Source organism: Pseudomonas fortuita (genome assembly GCF_026898135.2).
Taxonomy (GTDB): domain Bacteria; phylum Pseudomonadota; class Gammaproteobacteria; order Pseudomonadales; family Pseudomonadaceae; genus Aquipseudomonas; species Aquipseudomonas fortuita.
Window position 1 is genome coordinate 5,192,727 of sequence record NZ_CP114035.2, and the last position, 19,679, is coordinate 5,212,405.

Genomic DNA, 19,679 nt, shown 5'->3' on the forward strand with positions numbered 1-19,679 from the left:
CTCACAGCTTTCAAGCCTTGTGCATTCCTGTGGGAGCGGTTTTACCCGCGAAAGGGCCAGTACAAGCAACAACAATGCCCCACCTTTCAGAAACCCAGGAAACACCGCATGAAAAAGCTTCTGCTGCCTGCCCTGCTGATCGGCACCTTCGCCACCCTGGCCGGCTGCTCCACGCCAAGCCTGATCACCCTCAACGATGGCCGTGAAATCCAGGCTGTCGACGCACCGAAGTACGACCGCGATGCAGGCTTCTACGAGTTCCAGCAACTCGATGGCAAGCGCACCCGCATCAACAAGGACCAGGTACGCACTATCAGCGACCTGTAACCCGAAGTTGGCGGCAAAGAAAAAGGCGATCCAGTTGGATCGCCTTTTTTGTTACTTGACCACTTTCAGGCTTGGCCGACCACTTGGGCGCGGCGGCTGGCCACCCCCTTCCGGCGGGCCATCGTCGTCCGGCTGCACATCATCCTCTTCCAGCTCGTCGCCATCCATCGGCGACTCCAGCTCGAAGACCATGCCTTGGCCATTTTCACGGGCATAGATGCCCAGGATGGCGCCAACCGGCACGAACAGCGAATGGGCCACGCCACTGAAGCGGCCCTCGAAGCTGACTGCGTCGTTATCCATGTGCAGGCTGCGCACGGCACTTGGCGAGATATTCAAGACGATCTGACCATCACTGGCGAAACCATCCGGCACCTGGACTTTCGGGTATTCGGCATTGACCAGCATGTGGGGCGTGCAATCGTTGTCGACGATCCACTCATACAGTGCTCGAACCAGATAGGGGCGACTGGAGTTCATCAACAGCTCCTTAAAGCTTGCGCATTTCACGTTCTACGGAGGACAGGCTCGCCAGGAAAGGCTCGCGAGCGAACTGCCGCTCCATGTAATCCAGCAGCGGCTTGGCTTGCCGCGGCAATTCGATACCCAACACCGGCAAACGCCAGAGTATGGGCAATAGACAGCAATCGACCAGGCTTTGCTCCTCACTCATGAAACAGGCGTACTCACCGAACAATGGTGAAACACCGGTCAGGCTTTCGCGCAGGGCCTTGCGTGCCTCGGCACGGGCGGCCTCGGTGCTGCGCGCGTCCAGAACGGTGTCGGCCAAGGCACACCAGTCGCGCTGGATGCGGTGCATCAGCAAACGGCTGTTACCCCGCGCAACCGGGTACACCGGCATCAGCGGTGGGTGCGGGTAACGCTCCTCGAGGTATTCCATCACCACGGTCGACTCATACAACGCCAGGTCACGGTCGACCAGGGTCGGCACACTGCCGTAAGGGTTCACCTCGGCCAGCCTGGCCGGCAGGCGACTGGGGTCGACATCGATGACCTGGACGCTGACACCCTTCTCGGCCAGCACAAGGCGTACCCGATGAGAATAATGATCAGCGGGATCGGAATAGCAGGCTAACCTGTTGGTTGCGCCCATGTAGCGGCTCCTCGCACGGGATGCTTGTGCAACTGTAAATGAAAACGCGCCCGGGGTACCCTGGCAAAACTGCCAGGGCGCCCCGGGCGCGTTCAACAACCAGAAACTACTGCGTGATCAGTGCACGTCCTTCCAGTATTCACGCTTGAGCAAGTAGGCGAATACGAAGAAGAAAGCCAGGTACAGCAACACGTAGGTACCAATGCGCTGGCTTTCCAGTTTGACCGGGTTGGCCGAATAGGCCAGGAAGGTCACCAGGTTCTTGACCTTCTCGTCGAACTGCTCGGTCGTCAGGGTACCGGAATTCGGCGTAATGGTCAGCTGGTCACAGGCTTCATGGGTGATCGGGCTGCCGGTCAACGGGTCAAATTGCTTCTTGCCATCGACCACGGTCTGCACCTGCTTGCAGCCAACCACCTGGTTACCCTGCAGGCCAACCAGCACGTTAGGCATGCCCACGTTCGGGAACACCTTGTTGTTCACCCCGTAAGGGCGCGACGGGTCTTCGTAGAAGCTGCGCAGGTAGCTGTACAGCCAGTCGGTACCCCGCACACGGGCGACCAGGGTCAGGTCGGGTGGCGCAGCGCCGAACCAGGTCTTTGCGTCGCTGGGCTTCATGCCGATCTGCATGTGGTCACCGATTTTGGCGCCGGTGAACACCAGCTTCTCGAGCATCAGCTCGTGAGGGATGCCCAGGTCATCAGCCACCCGCTCGTAACGCTGGAACTTGGCACTGTGGCAACCCATGCAATAGTTGGCAAAGGTGCGCGCACCGTCCTGCATGGCCGCCTTGTCAGTCAGGTCGATATCGACCTTGTCCAGCTCCAGGCCATGTTCGGCAGCGAAGGAAAAGGCAGGCATCACTGCCAGCAAAAATACTGCAATCAACTTTTTCATCAGCCAGTCACCCTTTCCGGAACCGGTTTGGTCTTCTCGAGCCTTGTGTAGAACGGCATCAGCAGGAAGTAGGCGAAGTACAACACCGTGCACACCTGCGACAGCAAGGTACGCCCAGGTGTCGGCGCCAGCACGCCCAGCACGCCGAGGATGACGAAGGCCACGCAGAACACCAGCAGGAAGAGCTTGCTGATCCAGCCCTTGTAACGCATGGAACGTACCGGGCTGCGGTCAAGCCAGGGCAGCACGAACAGCACAGCGATGGCCGCACCCATGGCGATCACGCCCATCAGCTTGTCAGGCACCGCGCGCAAGATCGCGTAGAACGGTGTGAAGTACCACACCGGCGCGATGTGCTCGGGCGTCTTGAAGGCGTTGGCCTGCTCGAAGTTCGGTTTTTCCAGGAAGTAACCACCCATCTCCGGGAAGAAGAACACCACAGCGCAGAACACGAAGAGGAACACCACCACGCCAACGATATCCTTGACGGTGTAGTAAGGGTGGAACGGGATACCGTCCAGCGGAATGCCGTTTTCGTCCTTTTTCTTCTTGATGTCGACACCATCGGGGTTGTTCGAACCCACTTCGTGCAGAGCAAGAATGTGCAGCACCACCAGGCCGAGAATCACGATGGGCAGGGCGACCACATGCAGGGCGAAGAAGCGGTTCAGGGTGATGCCCGAAATCAGGTAGTCACCGCGGATCCACTGGGTGAGGTCGTCACCGATCACCGGGATGGCGCCGAACAGGGAGATGATTACCTGGGCACCCCAGTACGACATCTGGCCCCACGGCAGCAGGTAACCCATGAAGGCTTCCGCCATCAGCGCAAGGTAGATCAGCATGCCAAACAGCCAGACCAGCTCGCGTGGCTTCTGGTAGGAGCCGTAGAGCAGGCCGCGGAACATGTGCAGGTAGACCACGATGAAGAACGCCGACGCACCGGTGGAGTGCAGGTAGCGCAGGATCCAGCCGTATTCTACGTCACGCATGATGTACTCGACCGAAGCGAACGCCTCTTCCGCCGAGGGCGTGAAGCTCATGGTCAGCCACACACCGGTGACGATCTGGTTGACCAGTACCAGCAATGCCAGGGAGCCGAAGAAGTACAGGAAGTTGAAGTTCTTGGGCGCGTAATACTTGCTCAGGTGGTCTTCCCACATTTTTGTGGCGGGGAAGCGAGCATCAATCCAGTCCATGAACTTGCTCATCATGCGTTCTCCTGGTCGACGCCGATGACGATGATATCGTCCGACTCGTAAGAGTGCGGCGGCACTGGCAGGTTGAGAGGTGCCGGCTGCGACTTGTAGACACGGCCGGCCAGGTCGTAGTGGGAGCCGTGGCACGGGCAGAAATAGCCACCCACCCATTTCGGACCAAGGTCAGCAGGCGCAACTTCCGGGCGGAAGGTGGGCGAGCAGCCCAGGTGCGTGCACAGGCCGACGAGAATGAGGATTTCCGGCTTGATCGAGCGAACCTCAGGGTCGACGTAGGTCGGCTGCACCGAAGCCTTGGACTCTGGATCAGACAGGTCACCCGTAATTTTTTTCAGGTTGCCAAGGATTTCTTCCGTTCGGCGCACGATGAACACCGGCTGGCCACGCCACTCAGCCACCATCTGCTGCCCGGCCTCGACCTTGGCAATATTGACCTTCACCGGTGCACCCGCGGCTTTCGCCTTGGCACTGGGAAACCATGACCCCACGAACGGTACCGCAGCCCCCACTGCTCCCGCTGCCCCGACCACGGATGTCGCGGCTACGAGGAAGCGGCGCCGGCCTGCGTTGACGCCGTCATTGCTCATTCAGTCCTCTCCCATCAGCTTGCTTGGCCTGTTGAACCAGGCTCGTACTTAGGTTGTGTCAATGGCACTAAAATTTGGCAGCCATGGTAAGAAACAAAACCACACACTGACAAGGTGATTACCCAAGCAAGGGCCACAACCCGCGCTTTGCTTGATCTGCGTCTATGCGACAAGCGGCCACTGACATGCTGACAGGTTAGTTCAAGCCAAAAAAAAAGCCCGGTTCCAAGGAACCGGGCTTTTTTCGACTGCCGAAGCGGTATTAACGCTTGGAGTACTGAGGACGCTTACGCGCTTTACGCAGACCCACTTTCTTACGCTCAACTTCACGAGCGTCGCGGGTGACGTAGCCAGCACGACGCAGAGCGCCACGCAGGGTTTCGTCGTATTCCATCAGAGCGCGGGTGATACCGTGACGGATCGCACCGGCTTGACCGCTGACACCACCACCGGAAACGGTGACGTAGATGTCGAATTTCTCAACGGTTTCGGTCAGCTCGAGTGGCTGGCGAACAACCATGCGAGCGGTTTCGCGACCGAAGAACACGTCCAGAGAACGGTTGTTGATGGAAATGTTACCAGTACCCGGACGCAGGAATACGCGAGCGGTTGCGGTCTTGCGACGGCCAGTGCCGTAATTTTGAGTCGCCGACATAATGAACTATCCCGTTAGATCTTCAGTTCTTGAGGCTGCTGAGCAGTGTGTGGGTGAGCAGCACCCGCGTACACTTTCAGCTTGCGGTACATGTCGCGACCCAGCGGGTTCTTAGGCAGCATGCCTTTGACCGCGGTTTCGATAACACGCTCAGGGGCCTTGGCGATCAACTTCTCGAAGTTGATTTCCTTGATACCGCCCGGGAAGCCGGAGTGGGAGTAGTACATTTTGTCGGAAGACTTGGCACCTGTCACACGAACCTGCTCGGCGTTGATAACGACGATGTAGTCGCCGGTGTCAACGTGAGGGGTGTATTCTGGTTTGTGTTTGCCACGCAGACGGCTAGCGATTTCGGTAGCCAGACGACCCAGGGTCTGGCCAGCGGCGTCGACTACGAACCACTCGCGCTTTACTGTTTCCGGTTTAGCAGTAAAAGTTTTCATTCTCTAAAGCCTCAGAGGCCGCCCAGCGAAAAATAGACGGCGAATCTTACTGGATAGTGCACAGCTTGCCAAGGGCAAGCGCGCAGCCGAACACAGACGCTTTTGGGGGCTCGGGTCGGGCACGCCAATGTTCGACGGGGTTCTTCCTGCGTGATGGTGCATCACTTCCGCCACGCGGAGAGGGGCTGAATTATCCAGATTGCGAGAAAAATTTCAACCTGCTTTGATGGGCATCTATTGCCAAGGAGTGTCTAACCGATGGAATACCGTCAGCTCGGCCGTACCGACCTCAATGTCAGCGCCCTGTGCCTGGGCACCATGACCTGGGGCGAACAGAACGTTCAGGCCGAAGCCTTCGAACAGATTGCCCGGGCCAAGGCCGCCGGGATCAACTTCATCGACACCGCCGAGATGTATCCGGTGCCGCCGCGCCCGGAAACCTACGCGGCTACCGAGCGCGTCATCGGCAACTGGTTCCGCGACAACGGTGATCGCGACGACTGGGTGCTGGCCAGCAAGGTGGCAGGCCCCGGCAACGGCATCAGCCACATTCGCGACGGCCAGCTCAAGCACAACCGCCAGCACATCGTGGCGGCGCTGGAGGAGAGCCTGAAGCGCCTGCAGACCGACCGTATCGACCTGTACCAGCTGCACTGGCCGGAACGCAGCACCAACTTCTTCGGCAAGCTGGGCTACCAGCACCTGCCACAGGACCACTTCACCCCGCTGGAAGAAACCCTCGAGGTACTCGACGAGCAGGTACGGGCGGGCAAGATCCGTCACATCGGCCTGTCCAACGAAACGCCGTGGGGCACCATGAAATTCTTGCAACTGGCCGATAGCCGGGGCTGGCCGCGGGCGGTGTCGATCCAGAACCCGTACAACCTGCTCAACCGCAGCTTCGAGGTGGGCCTGGCAGAGGTGGCAATCCGTGAGCAGTGCGGCCTGCTGGCCTATTCGCCGCTGGCCTTCGGCATGCTCTCGGGCAAGTACGAGAACGGCGCACGGCCGGACAACGCGCGCCTGACCCTGTTCAGCCGCTTTGCCCGATACTCCAACCCGCAGACCGTCGCAGCCTGCAGCCGCTATGTGCAGCTGGCCCGCGAGCACGGCCTGGACCCGGCGCAGATGGCCCTGGCGTTCGTCACCCGGCAACCGTTCGTGACCAGCAACATCATTGGCGCGACCAGCCTGCAACAGCTGGACAGCAACCTGGCGAGCCTTGAGCTGAGCCTGAGCGATGAGTTGCTGGCAGCGATCGAAGCCATACACCAGGCGCAGCCGAACCCGGCGCCTTGAGCTGAAAGGGGCTGCATTGCAGCCCCGCCGCTACACGGGGTAGACACAATCGCCAAAAAATAAGACGATCCAGCCGGTGATTGACCACTCTACCCTATAAGAACAATGACAATGATGTTTACCCAACCCTCCGCGTCGCTGCGGCGCGTCAGCATCCTGGCCATTGACAAGGTGTTTGCTTCGACCTTGATGCAGGCCAAGGATTTCTTTCACCTCGCCAGCCTGCGTTACAGCAAGCAGCTAGGCCTGGGCTTGCAGCCCATGTTCGAGATCTGCCTGGTGAGCCCCGACGGCCAGCCGGTGGACAGCTTCAGCAATGTGCAGCTTCCGGTCGACGGTGGCCTGGACGACGCCGACGTCATCATTCTCCCGGCCTACTGGGACGACTTCGACAACCTGCTGCAACGTTATCCACAGGTGCTCCCATGGCTGCGTGAACAGCATGCCCGCGGCGCGGTGCTGTGCGCCGAGGCCAGTGGCGTGTTCTGGCTGGCCGAGTCCGGCCTGCTCGATGGCAAGGAGGCGACTACCTACTGGCGCTTCTTCAACAGCTTTGCCGAGCGCTTCCCGAAGATCCGGTTGAATCAGGACAAGCACCTGACCGACGCCGACAATATCTATTGCGCCGGCGGGGCCACGTCGGCCTGCGACCTGTACATCTACCTGATCGAGCGCTTCTGCGGTGCCAACGTGGCCCGCGCCGTGTCGCGCGACATTCTTTACGAAGTGCAGCGCAACTACACCCCGGGGCGCATGGGCTTTGGCGGGCAGAAGCTGCACCAGGACCTGATCATCCTGCAGATTCAGCATTGGCTGGAGGAGCACTTCGCCGACAAGTTCCGCTTCGAGGACGTTGCCCGCAACCACGGCATGAGCATCCGCAATTTCATGCGCCGCTTCCAGGGCGCGACGGGTGACAAGCCGCTGCACTACCTGCAACGGCTGCGGATCGAGACCGCCAAGGGGTTACTGTCGAGCACACGCAAGAGCATCAAGACCATCAGCTACGAGGTCGGTTATGACGATGCCAGTTTCTTTGCGCGGCTGTTCCGCCAGCACACCGAGCTGTCGCCGAACCAGTATCGGCAGCAGTTCATGCAAGAGGCTTGAGGCCTTGCGGGGCTGCTTTGCAGCCCATTCGCGGCACAAGGCCGCTCCCACAAATGCCCAGCGTGCGCCGATCAATGTGGCAGCGGCCTTGCGTCGCGAATGGGCCGCAAAGCGGCCCCAAAAATCTTACGGCTTGTGTGCGCGCGACAGGAATTCGTGCGACTGCATCTCCAGCAACCGGCTGAGGGTACGCTGGAACTCGAAGCTCAGGCGCCCGCCGGTGTACAGGTCTTTCAGCTCCACCTCGGCCGAGATGATCAGCTTGACGTTGCGGTCGTAGAATTCGTCCACCATGTTGATGAAGCGGCGGGCGATGTCGTCGGTGGCAACACCCATCTGCTCCACATTGCTCAGCAGCACGGCGTGGAAGATCTTGCCCAGTTCGATGTAGTCGTTCTGGCTGCGCGGCCCATCGCAAAGGGCGCGGAAGTCGAACCAGGCGACATCGTCACAGGTGCGCAGGGCATTGATCGGACGGTTCTCGATCATCAGCACGTCGTTCTCGATCGCCTGCGTGCACTCAGGGGTGAGCGCCTTGAAGCTGGCGCGCATGCTCTGGTGCGCCGCGTCATTGAGTGGGAAGTGGAACAGTTCGGCCTGCTCCAGGTGGCGCAGGCGGTAGTCGACCCCGCTATCCACGTTCACCACGTCGGTGTACTGCTTGATCATGGCGATGGCCGGCAAGAAGCGCGCACGCTGCAGGCCGTCCTTGTAAAGGCCGTCTGGCACGATGTTGGAAGTGGCCACCAGCGACACACCATTTTTGAACAGCTCTTCCATCAGAGTGCCGAGGATCATCGCATCGGTAATGTCCGACACGAAGAATTCGTCGAAACAGATCACCCGGGCTTCTTCGCTGAAGCGCTTGGCGATGATGGTCAGCGGGTTCTTCTCGCCCTTGAGGGTTTTCATTTCCTCGTGCACACGCTTCATGAAGCGGTGGAAGTGCGTACGCATCTTCTGCTTGAACGGCAGCGCTTCGTAGAAGGTATCGACCAGGTAGGTCTTGCCTCGCCCTACCCCACCCCAGAAATACAGGCCCTTGACCGGGGTCTGCTCCTTCTTGCCGAACAGTTTGCCGAACATGCCCGGCTTGTTGTTCTGCGCTTGTACCAGGTCGTCGTACAGGCGCTGCAAGTGACGCACCGCAGTTTCCTGCGCCGCGTCATGGAAGAAGTCGGGACGTTTCAGATCTGCTTGATAGCGTTCTAAGGGAGTCATAATTCGTTAGCGAGGCAACAAAAAACGGGCCGTCACTGTAGCGACAGGCCCGCTTAATGGCAATCAGACTTGCGTCAATATGCCTCAGTCCTGCTGTGGTGCCAGGGCATCACGCAGGCTCTGAATGGCGGCATCACGGGCTTGCGCGCTGTCAAACTGCGGCCCGTCGGCGACCTGCTCGCCATTGAGCCACAGGCCGAAGCTCAGGCCTTCTACCCGTACATCGGCCTCGCCACCCTGCTGCAGCTGCTTGCTCACGGCGCCAGCACTCTTGCCGTCAGCGAAGCTGCGCGACAGCAGCAGTTGCTCACCGTCAGCGGCCAACAGGCGGAAACGGAAGCTGCCGTCTTCGTCACGGAAGCTGACGAAGCGCGCGCTCTTGGCTGACTTCTTCTTCACCTCGGTGGTGGCCTGCACGCTGCTGCGGAACGAACGCAGGCCAACGGCTTCGCGCAGTTGCTCGAGGAACGGCGTGGCAATCTTGCGGGCCTTGGCGGCACCGGCCAGCAGGATGTCTTCCAGGTCCGCCGGGCGTGCGATCAGTTGGTGGTAGTACTCGCGTTTTTCCGCCAGCTGGCCATCCAGCAACTGGAACAGGCGCTGCTTGGCATCACCCCAGCCCAGGCCCTGCAACAGCTCTTCGCGGAACCCGGCGCATTGCTCCGGCGTCGAGAAGGCCTGGTACAGGGTGAACAGGTGCGAGTTGTCCGGGTCTTTCGCTTCACCCGGCGCGCGCGAGTCAGTCACGATGCGCGAGATGGCGTCTTTCATGTCCTTGGCGCTGGTGAACAACGGGATGGTGTTGTCGTAGCTCTTGGACATCTTGCGCCCGTCCAGGCCTGGCAGCGTGGCCACGGTTTCCTCGATCACCGCCTCTGGCAGGGCGAAGAAGTCCTGGCCCTGGCCGAACAGGTGGTTGAAGCGTTGGCCGATGTCGCGGGCCATTTCCACGTGCTGGATCTGGTCACGGCCGACCGGCACCTTGTTGGCGTTGAACATGAGGATGTCCGCGGCCATCAGCACCGGGTAGCTGAACAGGCCCATGGTCACGCCGGCGTCCGGGTCCTCCCCATTTTCGACGTTCTTGTCCACCGAGGCCTTGTAGGCATGCGCGCGGTTGAGCAGGCCCTTGGCGGCAACGCAGGTCAGCAGCCAGGTCAGTTCGGGAATTTCCGGGATGTCGGACTGGCGATAGAAAGTCACTTTGTCCGGGTCAAGGCCACCGGCCAGCCAGGTGGCGGCGATTTCCAGGCGTGAACGCTGGATGCGCAGCGGGTCATCGCATTTGATCAGGGCGTGGTAGTCGGCCAGGAAGTAGAACGAGTCGACACCGGGCTGCTGGCTGGCACGGATCGCAGGGCGAATGGCGCCGGCGTAGTTGCCCAGGTGCGGAGTGCCGGTGGTAGTGATACCGGTAAGAATGCGCGTGGTCATGGGTGTTCGCTTATTCAGGCTTGGCTCAGTTCGAAAGGCGCGGCAGCAGCAGATCCTTCAGATCGGTCAGCTTGCCATGGAAGAAGTGTCCGCATTCTGCCACTTTCAGCAGCTCATGGGGGCGCGTCAGGCTGTCGGACCAATCGTAAACCAGCTGCGGTGCGACGACTTCGTCGGCGTCCGGCTGCACCACGGTCACCGGGCAGCGCTGCGGCAGCGGGAATTCGGCGGTCAGGCGCATGACCGCCGGGGCGATCATGAACAGGTGCTGCAACTCGACGCCTGCAGTTTCAAGTCGCCCGGCCAGGCTGGTGGCAACGAAACCACCGAACGAAAAGCCCATCAACACCAGCGGCAACTCTGGGTGCGAGCTACGCAGCCAGGCTGCCGCGGCCTCGGCATCGGCCACTTCGCCGGCCCCCATGTCATGGCTGCCGGCGCTCTGGCCGACGCCACGGTAGTTGAAACGCAGGGTCGCGTAACCGGCATCACGGGCGGTGCGTTGCAGGGTCGAGACCACCTTGTTGAGCATGGTGCCGCCCTGGACCGGGTTGGGGTGGCAGATCAGCACCGCGCCACGGGCGTCAGCCACGTCCAGGTACAAGGCTTCCAGCTGGCCGGCGGGGCCATCGATGAACAAGGGGGTTTCGCGGACAAGCAAGGCACTACTCCGTGACCTCGGGAAGGGTCGATTCGTCTAGGTGTGAAATTCTGTTCTGATTTGCGATCGCTCGCGGTATACAGCGCAGGTCTGAGCCGTTAACGTAAAGCAAAGCCGTTTATAGAGGAAGGACTCGTGGAACTCTCGCTCCTTGTTTGGTTGTTGCCAACCCTGGCCCTGGTCATTGGCGTGGCGGTCGGTTTCATTGTTGCCCGCCTGCTGCCCAACGCAGCACCCAGCAACACCCAGCGCCAACTGGATGACATCCAGAAGCGCTTCGACAGCTACCAGAACGAAGTGGTCACCCACTTCAACAGCACTGCCATGCTGGTCAAGAAACTGACCCAGAGCTACCAGGACGTACAGGATCACCTGGCTGAAGGCGCCAACAGCCTGGCCCTTGATGAAGTCACTCGCCAGCGCCTGCTGGCTGCCCTGCATTCCGAAGCGCCGCAAGGCCCGCGTGACCGCCTGACCCCACCGAAAGACACCGCCGAAGTGCCGCGCGACTATGCGCCAAAAGCGCCGAACTCGCCGGGCATGCTGGACGAGAGCTACGGGCTCAAGCGTTGATCCACTGAACCTGTAAAAGGCCTCGCAAGAGGCCTTTTTTGTGTATGCCGTGTTCTTGCCGCTGCGGGCCCTTTTCGCGGCACAAGGCCGCTTCTACAGATGCCCCAGCGCCTCCTCGATATCCAGCAGCAGATCCTCCACATCCTCCAGCCCAACCGACAATCTCACCAGCCCCTCCGATATCCCGTGATGGGCGCGCTCCTGGGGCGTGTAACTGGAGTGCGTCATGCTCGCCGGGTGTTGCGCCAGCGACTCGGCATCCCCCAGGCTCACCGCCCGCGCAAATAGCTGCAGGGCATTCATGAAGCGCCGCCCGGCCTCGATACCGCCCTTGAGCTCAAAGGCAATCATCCCGCCCGGCAAACGCATCTGCCGCCGTGCCAGGTCGTACTGGGCAAACGACGGCAAGCCCGGATAGTGAATCAATTCCACCTGGGGCTGCCGGGCCAGGAACTTCGCCACCTCCAGGGCATTGGCGCAATGCCGGTCCATGCGCAGCGCCAAGGTCTTTATACCCCGCATCAACAACGCAGCGTCATGCGGTGACAGCACAGCCCCGGTCATGTCTTTGAGCCCTTCCAGGCGAATCCGGTCGACCAACGCCTTGCGCCCCACCACCAGGCCGGCGGTGATGTCGCCATGGCCGCTGAGGTACTTGGTCGCCGAATGCACCACCAGGTCCGCCCCCAGCTCCAGTGGCCGCTGCAGGTACGGCGTGCAGTAGGTGTTGTCGACTACCACAAGCACGTCTCTCCCATGTACAGCCTCGACCACCGCTGCGATGTCGACCAGTTGCATATTGGGGTTGGCCGGCGTTTCGAAGTAGATCATCCGCGTTTTACTGTTGATCGCCGCTTTGAGGGCCTTGGCGTCATTGAGGTCGACATGGTGAATCTTGACTCCGAACTCGCCAATCCCATGGTGCAGAAACGCGAAGGTACAGCCATACAGGGTGCGCCCGACGATCAGTTCATCACCGGGGCGCAACAGGGTCCAGATGGTCGAGGTAATGGCGCCCATACCCGACGCCAGCGCCAATCCCGCCTCACCGCCCTCCAACGAGGCCATGCGTTGCTCAAGCAAGGCCAAGGTGGGATTGGAGATGCGGCTGTAGAAGTGCCCTGCCTCTTCCCCGGCGAAGCAAGCAGCGCCGTATTCAACAGTGGGGAAGGCATAGGTAGCGGTCTGGTACACCGGCGGCACCAGGGCGCCTCCGTGGGAAAGCGGGTCGTAGCCATGGTGAATGGCCCGCGTGGAAAAACCGGTGTTGTTATGGGAGTCGCGCATGGCAACAGCCTCTTGTGGTTTGTTATAAGCTTATGCCACCGAGCTGCCCGATTTTTTCCAAAATAGCCCACGCATTTGCGTGCTTGCTGGAATAAAAACAACAATCAACGGACCAGGAGGGCAAAACATGCCTTCAAGCCTCGACCGCACCGACCGCGCCCTGCTCGCCGCTTTGCAGGACAATGCCCGCCTGACCGTTGCCGAACTCGCCGACCAGGTAGCGTTGACCACCTCGCCCTGCTGGCGTCGGGTCAAACTGCTGGAAGACAACGGCTACATCACCGGCTACCAGGCCATCCTCTCGCCCAAGTCGCTGGGGTTTGGCGTGACCGCGTTCGTAAGCATCATGATGGACTCGCACACCAAGGACATGGCGCTGGCGTTCGAGCAGCGGCTGATGGAGATTCCCGAAATCGTCGCCTGCCACAACATCTCCGGGCGCTATGACTTTTTGCTGGAGATCCTGGCGCGGGACCTGGAGTCGTTCGGGGAATTCACCCGGGAAGTGCTGCAGCGGCTGCCGGGAGTGAAGGAGATCTATTCGAGTTTTTCCTACAAGGCGGTGAAGGAGAAACGGGTGATACCAGTGTCAGAGAAACATATTTAAGACAAATCCGAGAAAACGGAAAATCCGGTGTAGGAAAGCACATCTAAGAAATCTCCTTCTAATCATCAGGAACGTGCCTACTTCCATACCCCCTACCTCTGACATAAAAAAAACTCGTCCCCGGGCACACTTTCCCTGCCTTCAACTCAGGGACGACTCTATGGCCAGCCTTCTTCCAGAATTCATCATCCGTAAACTCGAAGGTCGGACATTCCACAGCTTCGACCATTTCTCCCAATCCTTCTGGCTGGCGATCGCAGAAGACCCAGTCTACAGCCAGCAATTCATCCCCGCCCAACTCAACCGCCTCAAGAAAGGCTGGCCCCCTCGGGCGCCATTCCATGAGACGGTAAAGGGTCTGCGTTCTTATCAGATAGGCCAGCTGAACCCGCCCGAGTGGGGTGGGTTGATGTACGACGCTGAAAACCTGCGGATCATGAGCGCCATGCAATACGCGCTGTCATCGGAGACGCCATGGTGATCAGGCTGAAACACTGCCTGGCCGACTATTCATACGATGAGTTCCGGCTGATTGTTGAGGCGTTGATTCAGGCGACAGGCTCGCGTGCTTGGCAGGATCGATTGCTGGAACACTTTATCGAAGTGGTTGAACATCCTGATGGCGCTGACCTTATCTATTACCCCGAGGAAGATCGGGGAAGATGCGCCGAGCAGGTCATGGCGCGCGTCTTGGAATGGAGAGCGTCAAAGGGTCTTGCAGTGTTCAGAATTAAAATTAACTAGCCTGCCAGGTCTGGATGCAGCTCAGAGGCTTAGCGAAGAACCTTTGCCAGCGGCGGTACATGGCACCGGCTCTGCCGGTGTTCGCGGCTAAAGCCGCTCCTACAGTGATCGCGCAAACTTTCAGATTCTCAACAAAGCGGTTGGCCTTAAAGGCTCCGCACAACCCAAGGATTACGCGCATAAAAAAACCCGCCGAAGCGGGTTTTTTCTTGCAGGCCAGCGCTTAGATCGCGCCGCGCTGACGCAGCACGTCCAGCACCAGTTTCACACCTTCATCCACGCTGGTGGCCTGGGTGTCGATCACAAGGTCGGCATCCAGCGGCACATCGAACGGGAAGCTTTCGCCCGGGATGTTGTCGCCACCGGCCGCGTACAAGCCTTGTGGGTCACGCTCGCGGCAAGCCAGCGGCGAAGCCTGTACGTACACCGTCACCAGGCGGTCTTTGCCGATCAGGGCCTTGGCCTGTTCGCGGCCTTCGGCATCCGGGGCCACGAACGCAGCCAGGGTCAGCAGGCCGGCTTCGTTGAACTGGCGCGCCACATGGGCGGCGCGGCGCCAGTTTTCGGTGCGGCCGGCGCGGTCTTGCGGCAGGCCCTTGTTCAGGTCGTGGCGCAGGTTCTGGCCGTCCAGCACGTACACCGCACGGCCCATGTCGAACAGCTTGCGCTCCACGGCATAGGCCAGGGTGCTCTTGCCAGCGCCGGACAGGCCGCTGAACAGCACGGTGGCTGGCTGCTGGCCGAAGCGCAGGGCGCGCTCTTCGGTAGACACGTGGGCCTGCTTGCCATGCTGGCCGGTGCTGCCGTGTGGCAGAACGGGTGGCGCGATGATCATGCCGGCACCGACGGTGCCGTTGGTCAGGCGGTCGATGACAATGAACGCACCGGTGGTGCGGTTGCTGTCGTAGCCGTCCAGGGCGATCGAGGTGTCCAGCGCTACCTTCACGCGGCCGATCTCGTTCAGCTGCAGCGCGCTGGCAGCGCCCTGCTCCAGGGTGTTCACATCGACCTTGTGGGTGATGCTGGCAATCGAGCCCGGCACATAGCTGGTGGCGCGCTTGATGTCGTACTTCTTGCCCGGGAGCATTGGCTCCTCGGCCATCCACACCAGCATGGCGTCGAACTGATCGGTCACTGGCGGCACGTTGTCGGCATGTACCAGCAGGTCGCCACGGGAGATGTCGATCTCGTCTTCCATGGTCAGGGTCACGGCTTGGCCTGGGCCGGCGTTTTCCAGCTCACCTTCGTAGGTGACGATGGACTTGACGCGGCTGCTCTTGCCCGACGGCAGCACGACGATTTCGTCGCCCTTGTGCACCACGCCACTGGCGATGGTGCCGGCGAAGCCGCGGAAGTTCAGGTTCGGGCGGTTCACGTACTGCACCGGGAAGCGCAGGTCGGTGAAGTTGCGGTCGGCCGCAACCTCGACGGTTTCGAGGATTTCCATCAGCGTCGGGCCGGCGTACCACGGCGATTGCTCGCTGTGGTTGACCACGTTGTCGCCCTTGAGCGCCGACATTGGTACGAAGTGCAGGCTGCTCGGGGTCAGGTTGATGGCTTCGGCAAACTTCAGGTAGTCGGCCTTGATCGACTCGAAGACGCCTTCATCGAAGCCCTTCAGGTCCATCTTGTTGACTGCGACCACGATGTGCTTGATGCCCAGCAGCGAGGCAATGTAGCTGTGGCGGCGGGTCTGGGTCTGCACGCCATAGCGGGCATCGACCAGGATGATCGCCAGGTCACAGGTGGACGCACCGGTGGCCATGTTGCGGGTGTACTGCTCGTGGCCAGGGGTGTCGGCGATGATGAACTTGCGTTTGGCGGTGGAGAAGTAGCGGTAGGCGACATCGATGGTGATGCCCTGCTCGCGCTCGGCCTGCAGGCCGTCGACCAGCAGTGCCAGGTCGACTTCTTCGCCGGTAGTGCCGACTTTCTTCGAATCACGGGTGATGGCTTCGAGGTGGTCCTCGTAGATCATCTTCGAGTCGTGCAGCAGGCGCCCGATCAGGGTGCTCTTGCCGTCATCCACGTTGCCACAGGTGAGGAAACGCAGCAGTTCTTTGCGCTCGTGCTGAGCCAGATAAGCGAGGATGTCTTCGCTGATCAAATCGGATTGGTGCGACATGGAGTAACCCTGAAAATTAGAAGTAGCCCTGACGTTTCTTGTCTTCCATGGAACCGGCGCCATCGTGGTCGATGACCCGGCCCTGGCGCTCGGAAGTGCGCGTCAGGAGCATTTCCTGAATGATGTCGGTCAGCGTTTCGGCTTCCGACTCGACAGCCCCCGTCAACGGGTAGCAACCGAGGGTACGGAAACGCACCTTCTTCTTGACGATACGGGCTTTCTCTTCCTCGGAGAGGTGCTCGAGGATACGCTCGTCGTCGATCATGATCAGGGTGCCGTTCTTCTCGATGACTTCACGCTCGGCGGCGAAGTACAGCGGCACGATCGGGATGCCTTCTAGGTAGATGTACTGCCAGATGTCCAGCTCGGTCCAGTTCGACAGCGGGAACACGCGGATCGACTCGCCCTTGTTGACCTTGCCGTTGTACACGTTCCACAGCTCGGGGCGCTGGTTCTTCGGGTCCCAGCGGTGCTTGCTGTCGCGGAACGAATACACACGCTCTTTGGCCCGCGACTTCTCTTCGTCGCGGCGCGCGCCACCAAAGGCGGCGTCGAAACCATGCTTGTCCAGTGCCTGCTTCAGGCCCTGGGTCTTCATGATGTCGGTGTGCTTGGAGCTGCCATGGGTGAACGGGTTGATGCCCTGCGCCACACCCTCAGGGTTGACGTGGGTGATCAGTTCCAGGCCCATTTCCTCGACCATCTTGTCGCGGAAGCTGTACATCTCCTGGAATTTCCACTGGGTGTCGACGTGCATCACCGGGAACGGCAGCTTGCCCGGGAAGAAGGCCTTGCGCGCCAGGTGCAGCATCACGGCGGAATCCTTGCCGATCGAGTACAGCATCACCGGGTTGTCGAACTCGGCGGCCACCTCGCGGATAATGTGGATGCTCTCCGCCTCCAGCTGTTTCAAGTGCGTCAGTTTGTCGACCATGGCTACTCACGAAAAACGATCTTATGGACGGCCTGCGGGCCGTGTTCGAGCGAGCCACTTTATCACAGCGGCTGCTTCTATTTAGGAGGCGGGCTAGATCGAAAAGGTCTAACGATATGACTGCGGGTTTGGGCTGCCAGGCCCGGCCCTTTCGCGGGCTCGCCCGCTCCCACAGGTATTGCCCCCCCAGGCTTGGTGCGATCCCTGTGGGAGCGGGCGAGCCCGCGAAGCAGGCAACGCTGATATCAAATGGGATTGGGGCAATCAATGAACAGGTGCTCCACGGCAAACCGCCGCGCCAGGTAATCGCCCAGTGCCTGCACCCCGTAACGCTCGGTGGCATGGTGCCCGGCAGCAATGAAACTGACGCCATTCTCGCGCGCACTGTGATAGGTCTGCTCCGACGCCTCGCCGGTCAGGTACAGGTCCACCCCGGCGGTAATCGCCGTGTCGATGTAACCCTGCCCGCCACCGGTGCACCAGCCGACCCGGCGGATCATCTGCTCCCCCTCCACCAGCAATGGCTCACGCCCCAGCACTTCCTGAACCCGCCGGGCAAAATCGCGGGCAGTCACAGGTTCGGCCAGTGAGCCGACCAACCCGACCACCTTGGGGTTCTCCGGGTCCAGCGGCCCTTCGACGGTGATGTCCAGTTGCCGCGCCAGCTGCACGTTGTTGCCCACCTCCGGGTGAACATCCAGCGGCAGGTGAAACGCCAGCAGGCTGATGTCGTTGTTCAGCAAGGTTTTCAGACGACGCTGGCGGATACCGGTGATGCACGGGTTCTCACCCTTCCAGAAGTAACCATGGTGCACCAGCACCAGGTCGGCCTGGGCCTCGACCGCAGCATCCAGCAACGCCTGGCTGGCGGTAACACCACTGACGATACGGCTGACCTGCGGCCGGCCCTCTACTTGCAGGCCATTGGGGCAATAATCCTGGATCTTCGCGCTGCCCAGGTAACGCTCGGCTTCCTCGACCAGGGTGTTTAGAGCGACGGCCATGAAAATCTCCTCGAAAACTGCGCTTTTCTCGGGCGCAACGCCAATGGAACGCCCGTATAATGCCGGCCATTATGGGCCGTCGCCGGCACTGGGGGAACCGGTGTATGATCCCGCGCGCTCATGCCCCACTGCGCGGCCACTGGCCCTCGCTCTTTCCAGGATTCGTTCATGTTCAAGGCTTTGCGTTACTTTGGCTGGCCCCTGCTTACCGGCGTACTGATCGCCATGCTGATCATCCAGCGCTTCCCGGAGTGGGTAGGCCTGCCCAGCCAGGACGTCAACCTGCAACAGGCACCGCAGACCACGCGGATCATGCAAGGCCCGGTGTCGTACGCCGACGCCGTGACACTGGCTGCCCCTGCAGTGGTCAACCTGTACACCACCAAGGTGGTGAACAAGAGTGCACATCCGCTGTTCGAAGACCCGCAGTTCCGCCGCTTCTTCGGCGATAACCTGCCCAAGCAGCGCCGCTGGGAGTCGAGCCTGGGCTCGGCGGTGATCATGAGCCCCGAGGGCTACCTGCTGACCAACAACCACGTCACCAGCGGCGCCGACCAGATCGTCGTGGCCCTGAAAGATGGCCGCGAAACCCTGGCCCGCGTGATCGGCAGCGACCCGGAAACCGACCTGGCGGTGCTGAAGATTGACCTGAAGAACCTGCCGGCGATCACCATAGGCCGTTCGGACACCATTCACATCGGCGACGTGTCGCTGGCCATCGGCAACCCGTTTGGTGTTGGCCAGACCGTGACCATGGGTATCATCAGCGCTACCGGCCGTAACCAGCTGGGCCTGAACAACTACGAAGACTTCATCCAGACCGACGCAGCGATCAACCCCGGCAACTCGGGCGGCGCGCTGGTCGATGCCAATGGCAACCTGGTTGGCATCAACACCGCGATTTTCTCCAAGTCCGGCGGTTCACAAGGCATTGGCTTCGCCATCCCGGTGAAACTGGCACTGGAGGTAATGAAGTCGATCGTCGAGCACGGCCAGGTGATCCGTGGCTGGCTGGGCATCGAGGTGCAACCGCTGAGCCAGGAGCTGGCCGAATCGTTCGGCATGAAGGACCGCCCGGGTATCGTGGTTGCAGGTATTTTCCGCGAAGGCCCGGCGGCCAAGGCCGGGTTGCAACTGGGTGACGTGATCCTGAGCATCAACGGCGAACCGGCCGGTGATGGCCGCAAGTCGATGAACCAAGTGGCGCGGATCAAACCCAACGAGAAGATCACCATCGAGGTGATGCGCAATGGGCAGCAGTTGAAGCTGGTTGCCGAGGTGGGGCTGCGGCCGCCGCCGGCGCCGGCTGCCAGCCAGGAAGAGAAATAAACCCAGGGCCGCGTTGCGGCCCTTCGCGGGCACGCGCGCTTCCACAGGAACTACGCTGGCTCCAAAGCCAGCGCTAAACCTGTGGGAGCGGGCGTGCCCGTGAAGGGCTGC

22 protein-coding genes are annotated in these 19,679 nt (G+C 60.7%); 8 read left to right on the forward strand and 14 right to left on the reverse strand.

Features of this window, described 5'->3' with window-relative positions; all coding sequences use genetic code 11:
• The first annotated feature begins 108 nt into the window (after positions 1–108).
• A complete protein-coding gene (locus OZ911_RS23765) occupies positions 109–327 on the forward strand; it encodes a YgdI/YgdR family lipoprotein (protein WP_016488976.1) in 219 nt (72 codons plus the stop codon).
• Between the two features lie 51 nt (positions 328–378).
• On the opposite strand, the gene OZ911_RS23770 is transcribed toward OZ911_RS23765, so the two are convergent.
• From OZ911_RS23770 to rplM, 7 genes are all read right to left on the reverse strand, one after another.
• Positions 379–807 carry a ClpXP protease specificity-enhancing factor gene (locus tag OZ911_RS23770; RefSeq protein WP_016488977.1) on the reverse strand — a complete coding sequence of 143 codons (429 nt, stop codon included), beginning with the start codon at positions 805–807 and terminating at the stop codon, positions 379–381.
• Between the two features lie 10 nt (positions 808–817).
• A complete protein-coding gene (locus OZ911_RS23775) occupies positions 818–1,441 on the reverse strand; it encodes a glutathione S-transferase N-terminal domain-containing protein (RefSeq protein ID WP_016488978.1) in 624 nt (207 codons plus the stop codon).
• Positions 1,442–1,558: 117 nt separating this feature from the next.
• Positions 1,559–2,338 (reverse strand): cytochrome c1, encoded by a 780-nt coding sequence (locus OZ911_RS23780; protein ID WP_016488979.1) that lies wholly within the window; start codon positions 2,336–2,338, stop codon positions 1,559–1,561.
• Positions 2,338–3,549, reverse strand: coding sequence for a cytochrome b (locus tag OZ911_RS23785; RefSeq protein ID WP_024717460.1), 1,212 nt, complete (start codon positions 3,547–3,549; stop codon positions 2,338–2,340). The genes OZ911_RS23780 and OZ911_RS23785 overlap by 1 nt, the downstream gene beginning before the upstream one ends.
• Positions 3,549–4,142, reverse strand: coding sequence for a ubiquinol-cytochrome c reductase iron-sulfur subunit (gene petA / locus OZ911_RS23790; protein ID WP_016488981.1), 594 nt, complete (start codon positions 4,140–4,142; stop codon positions 3,549–3,551). Before petA ends, OZ911_RS23785 begins: the two co-directional genes overlap by 1 nt.
• A gap of 262 nt (positions 4,143–4,404) precedes the next feature.
• Positions 4,405–4,797 carry a 30S ribosomal protein S9 gene (rpsI, locus tag OZ911_RS23795; protein WP_003260797.1) on the reverse strand — a complete coding sequence of 131 codons (393 nt, stop codon included), beginning with the start codon at positions 4,795–4,797 and terminating at the stop codon, positions 4,405–4,407.
• A gap of 14 nt (positions 4,798–4,811) precedes the next feature.
• Entirely contained in the window at positions 4,812–5,240 is a 429-nt protein-coding gene (gene rplM / locus OZ911_RS23800; RefSeq protein ID WP_003260798.1) for a 50S ribosomal protein L13, read from the reverse strand.
• Positions 5,241–5,498: 258 nt separating this feature from the next.
• On the opposite strand from rplM, the gene OZ911_RS23805 reads away from it, so the two are divergent.
• A complete protein-coding gene (locus OZ911_RS23805; RefSeq protein ID WP_023048285.1) occupies positions 5,499–6,539 on the forward strand; it encodes an NADP(H)-dependent aldo-keto reductase in 1,041 nt (346 codons plus the stop codon).
• A 189-nt stretch (positions 6,540–6,728) separates the two neighbouring features.
• A complete protein-coding gene (locus OZ911_RS23810; RefSeq protein ID WP_172455912.1) occupies positions 6,729–7,649 on the forward strand; it encodes a GlxA family transcriptional regulator in 921 nt (306 codons plus the stop codon).
• A 126-nt stretch (positions 7,650–7,775) separates the two neighbouring features.
• Here the strand turns inward: OZ911_RS23810 and zapE are convergent, their stop codons facing one another.
• From zapE to OZ911_RS23825, 3 genes are all read right to left on the reverse strand, one after another.
• Positions 7,776–8,870 (reverse strand): cell division protein ZapE, encoded by a 1,095-nt coding sequence (zapE, locus tag OZ911_RS23815; RefSeq protein ID WP_016488984.1) that lies wholly within the window; start codon positions 8,868–8,870, stop codon positions 7,776–7,778.
• Positions 8,871–8,954: 84 nt separating this feature from the next.
• Positions 8,955–10,304, reverse strand: a complete 1,350-nt coding sequence (locus OZ911_RS23820; RefSeq protein WP_070086391.1) for a tryptophan--tRNA ligase — start codon at positions 10,302–10,304, stop codon at positions 8,955–8,957.
• Positions 10,305–10,329: 25 nt separating this feature from the next.
• A complete protein-coding gene (locus OZ911_RS23825) occupies positions 10,330–10,965 on the reverse strand; it encodes an alpha/beta hydrolase (protein ID WP_016488986.1) in 636 nt (211 codons plus the stop codon).
• 135 nt (positions 10,966–11,100) lie between these two features.
• Here OZ911_RS23825 and OZ911_RS23830 point away from each other — a divergent pair, with 135 nt between their 5' ends.
• Positions 11,101–11,538 (forward strand): Z-ring associated ZapG family protein, encoded by a 438-nt coding sequence (locus tag OZ911_RS23830; RefSeq protein WP_016488987.1) that lies wholly within the window; start codon positions 11,101–11,103, stop codon positions 11,536–11,538.
• 93 nt (positions 11,539–11,631) lie between these two features.
• Here the strand turns inward: OZ911_RS23830 and OZ911_RS23835 are convergent, their stop codons facing one another.
• Complete coding sequence (locus OZ911_RS23835) at positions 11,632–12,825, reverse strand: methionine gamma-lyase (protein WP_016488988.1); 1,194 nt, start codon at positions 12,823–12,825, stop codon at positions 11,632–11,634.
• A 127-nt stretch (positions 12,826–12,952) separates the two neighbouring features.
• Between OZ911_RS23835 and OZ911_RS23840 the strand changes: the two genes are divergently transcribed.
• The 3 genes from OZ911_RS23840 to OZ911_RS23850 all read left to right on the forward strand — a co-directional run bounded on the left by OZ911_RS23840 (position 12,953) and on the right by OZ911_RS23850 (position 14,176).
• Positions 12,953–13,432, forward strand: coding sequence for an Lrp/AsnC family transcriptional regulator (locus OZ911_RS23840; protein WP_016488989.1), 480 nt, complete (start codon positions 12,953–12,955; stop codon positions 13,430–13,432).
• Positions 13,433–13,592: 160 nt separating this feature from the next.
• The gene (locus OZ911_RS23845) at positions 13,593–13,913 is read left to right on the forward strand and encodes a pyocin-S2/colicin E7-DNase domain-containing protein (RefSeq protein ID WP_016488990.1); all 321 of its coding nucleotides are present in this window, start codon (positions 13,593–13,595) and stop codon (positions 13,911–13,913) included.
• The gene (locus OZ911_RS23850; protein ID WP_016488991.1) at positions 13,907–14,176 is read left to right on the forward strand and encodes a bacteriocin immunity protein; all 270 of its coding nucleotides are present in this window, start codon (positions 13,907–13,909) and stop codon (positions 14,174–14,176) included. The genes OZ911_RS23845 and OZ911_RS23850 overlap by 7 nt, the downstream gene beginning before the upstream one ends.
• Before the next feature lie 223 nt (positions 14,177–14,399).
• Here the strand turns inward: OZ911_RS23850 and cysN are convergent, their stop codons facing one another.
• The 3 genes from cysN to OZ911_RS23865 all read right to left on the reverse strand — a co-directional run bounded on the left by cysN (position 14,400) and on the right by OZ911_RS23865 (position 18,239).
• The gene (gene cysN, locus OZ911_RS23855; RefSeq protein WP_016488993.1) at positions 14,400–16,301 is read right to left on the reverse strand and encodes a sulfate adenylyltransferase subunit CysN; all 1,902 of its coding nucleotides are present in this window, start codon (positions 16,299–16,301) and stop codon (positions 14,400–14,402) included.
• A 16-nt stretch (positions 16,302–16,317) separates the two neighbouring features.
• Entirely contained in the window at positions 16,318–17,235 is a 918-nt protein-coding gene (gene cysD, locus OZ911_RS23860) for a sulfate adenylyltransferase subunit CysD (RefSeq protein ID WP_003251799.1), read from the reverse strand.
• A gap of 245 nt (positions 17,236–17,480) precedes the next feature.
• Complete coding sequence (locus OZ911_RS23865) at positions 17,481–18,239, reverse strand: Nif3-like dinuclear metal center hexameric protein (RefSeq protein WP_023048688.1); 759 nt, start codon at positions 18,237–18,239, stop codon at positions 17,481–17,483.
• 168 nt (positions 18,240–18,407) lie between these two features.
• Here OZ911_RS23865 and algW point away from each other — a divergent pair, with 168 nt between their 5' ends.
• Positions 18,408–19,568, forward strand: coding sequence for a Do family serine endopeptidase AlgW (gene algW / locus OZ911_RS23870; protein WP_016488995.1), 1,161 nt, complete (start codon positions 18,408–18,410; stop codon positions 19,566–19,568).
• The last annotated feature ends 111 nt before the right edge of the window (positions 19,569–19,679 follow it).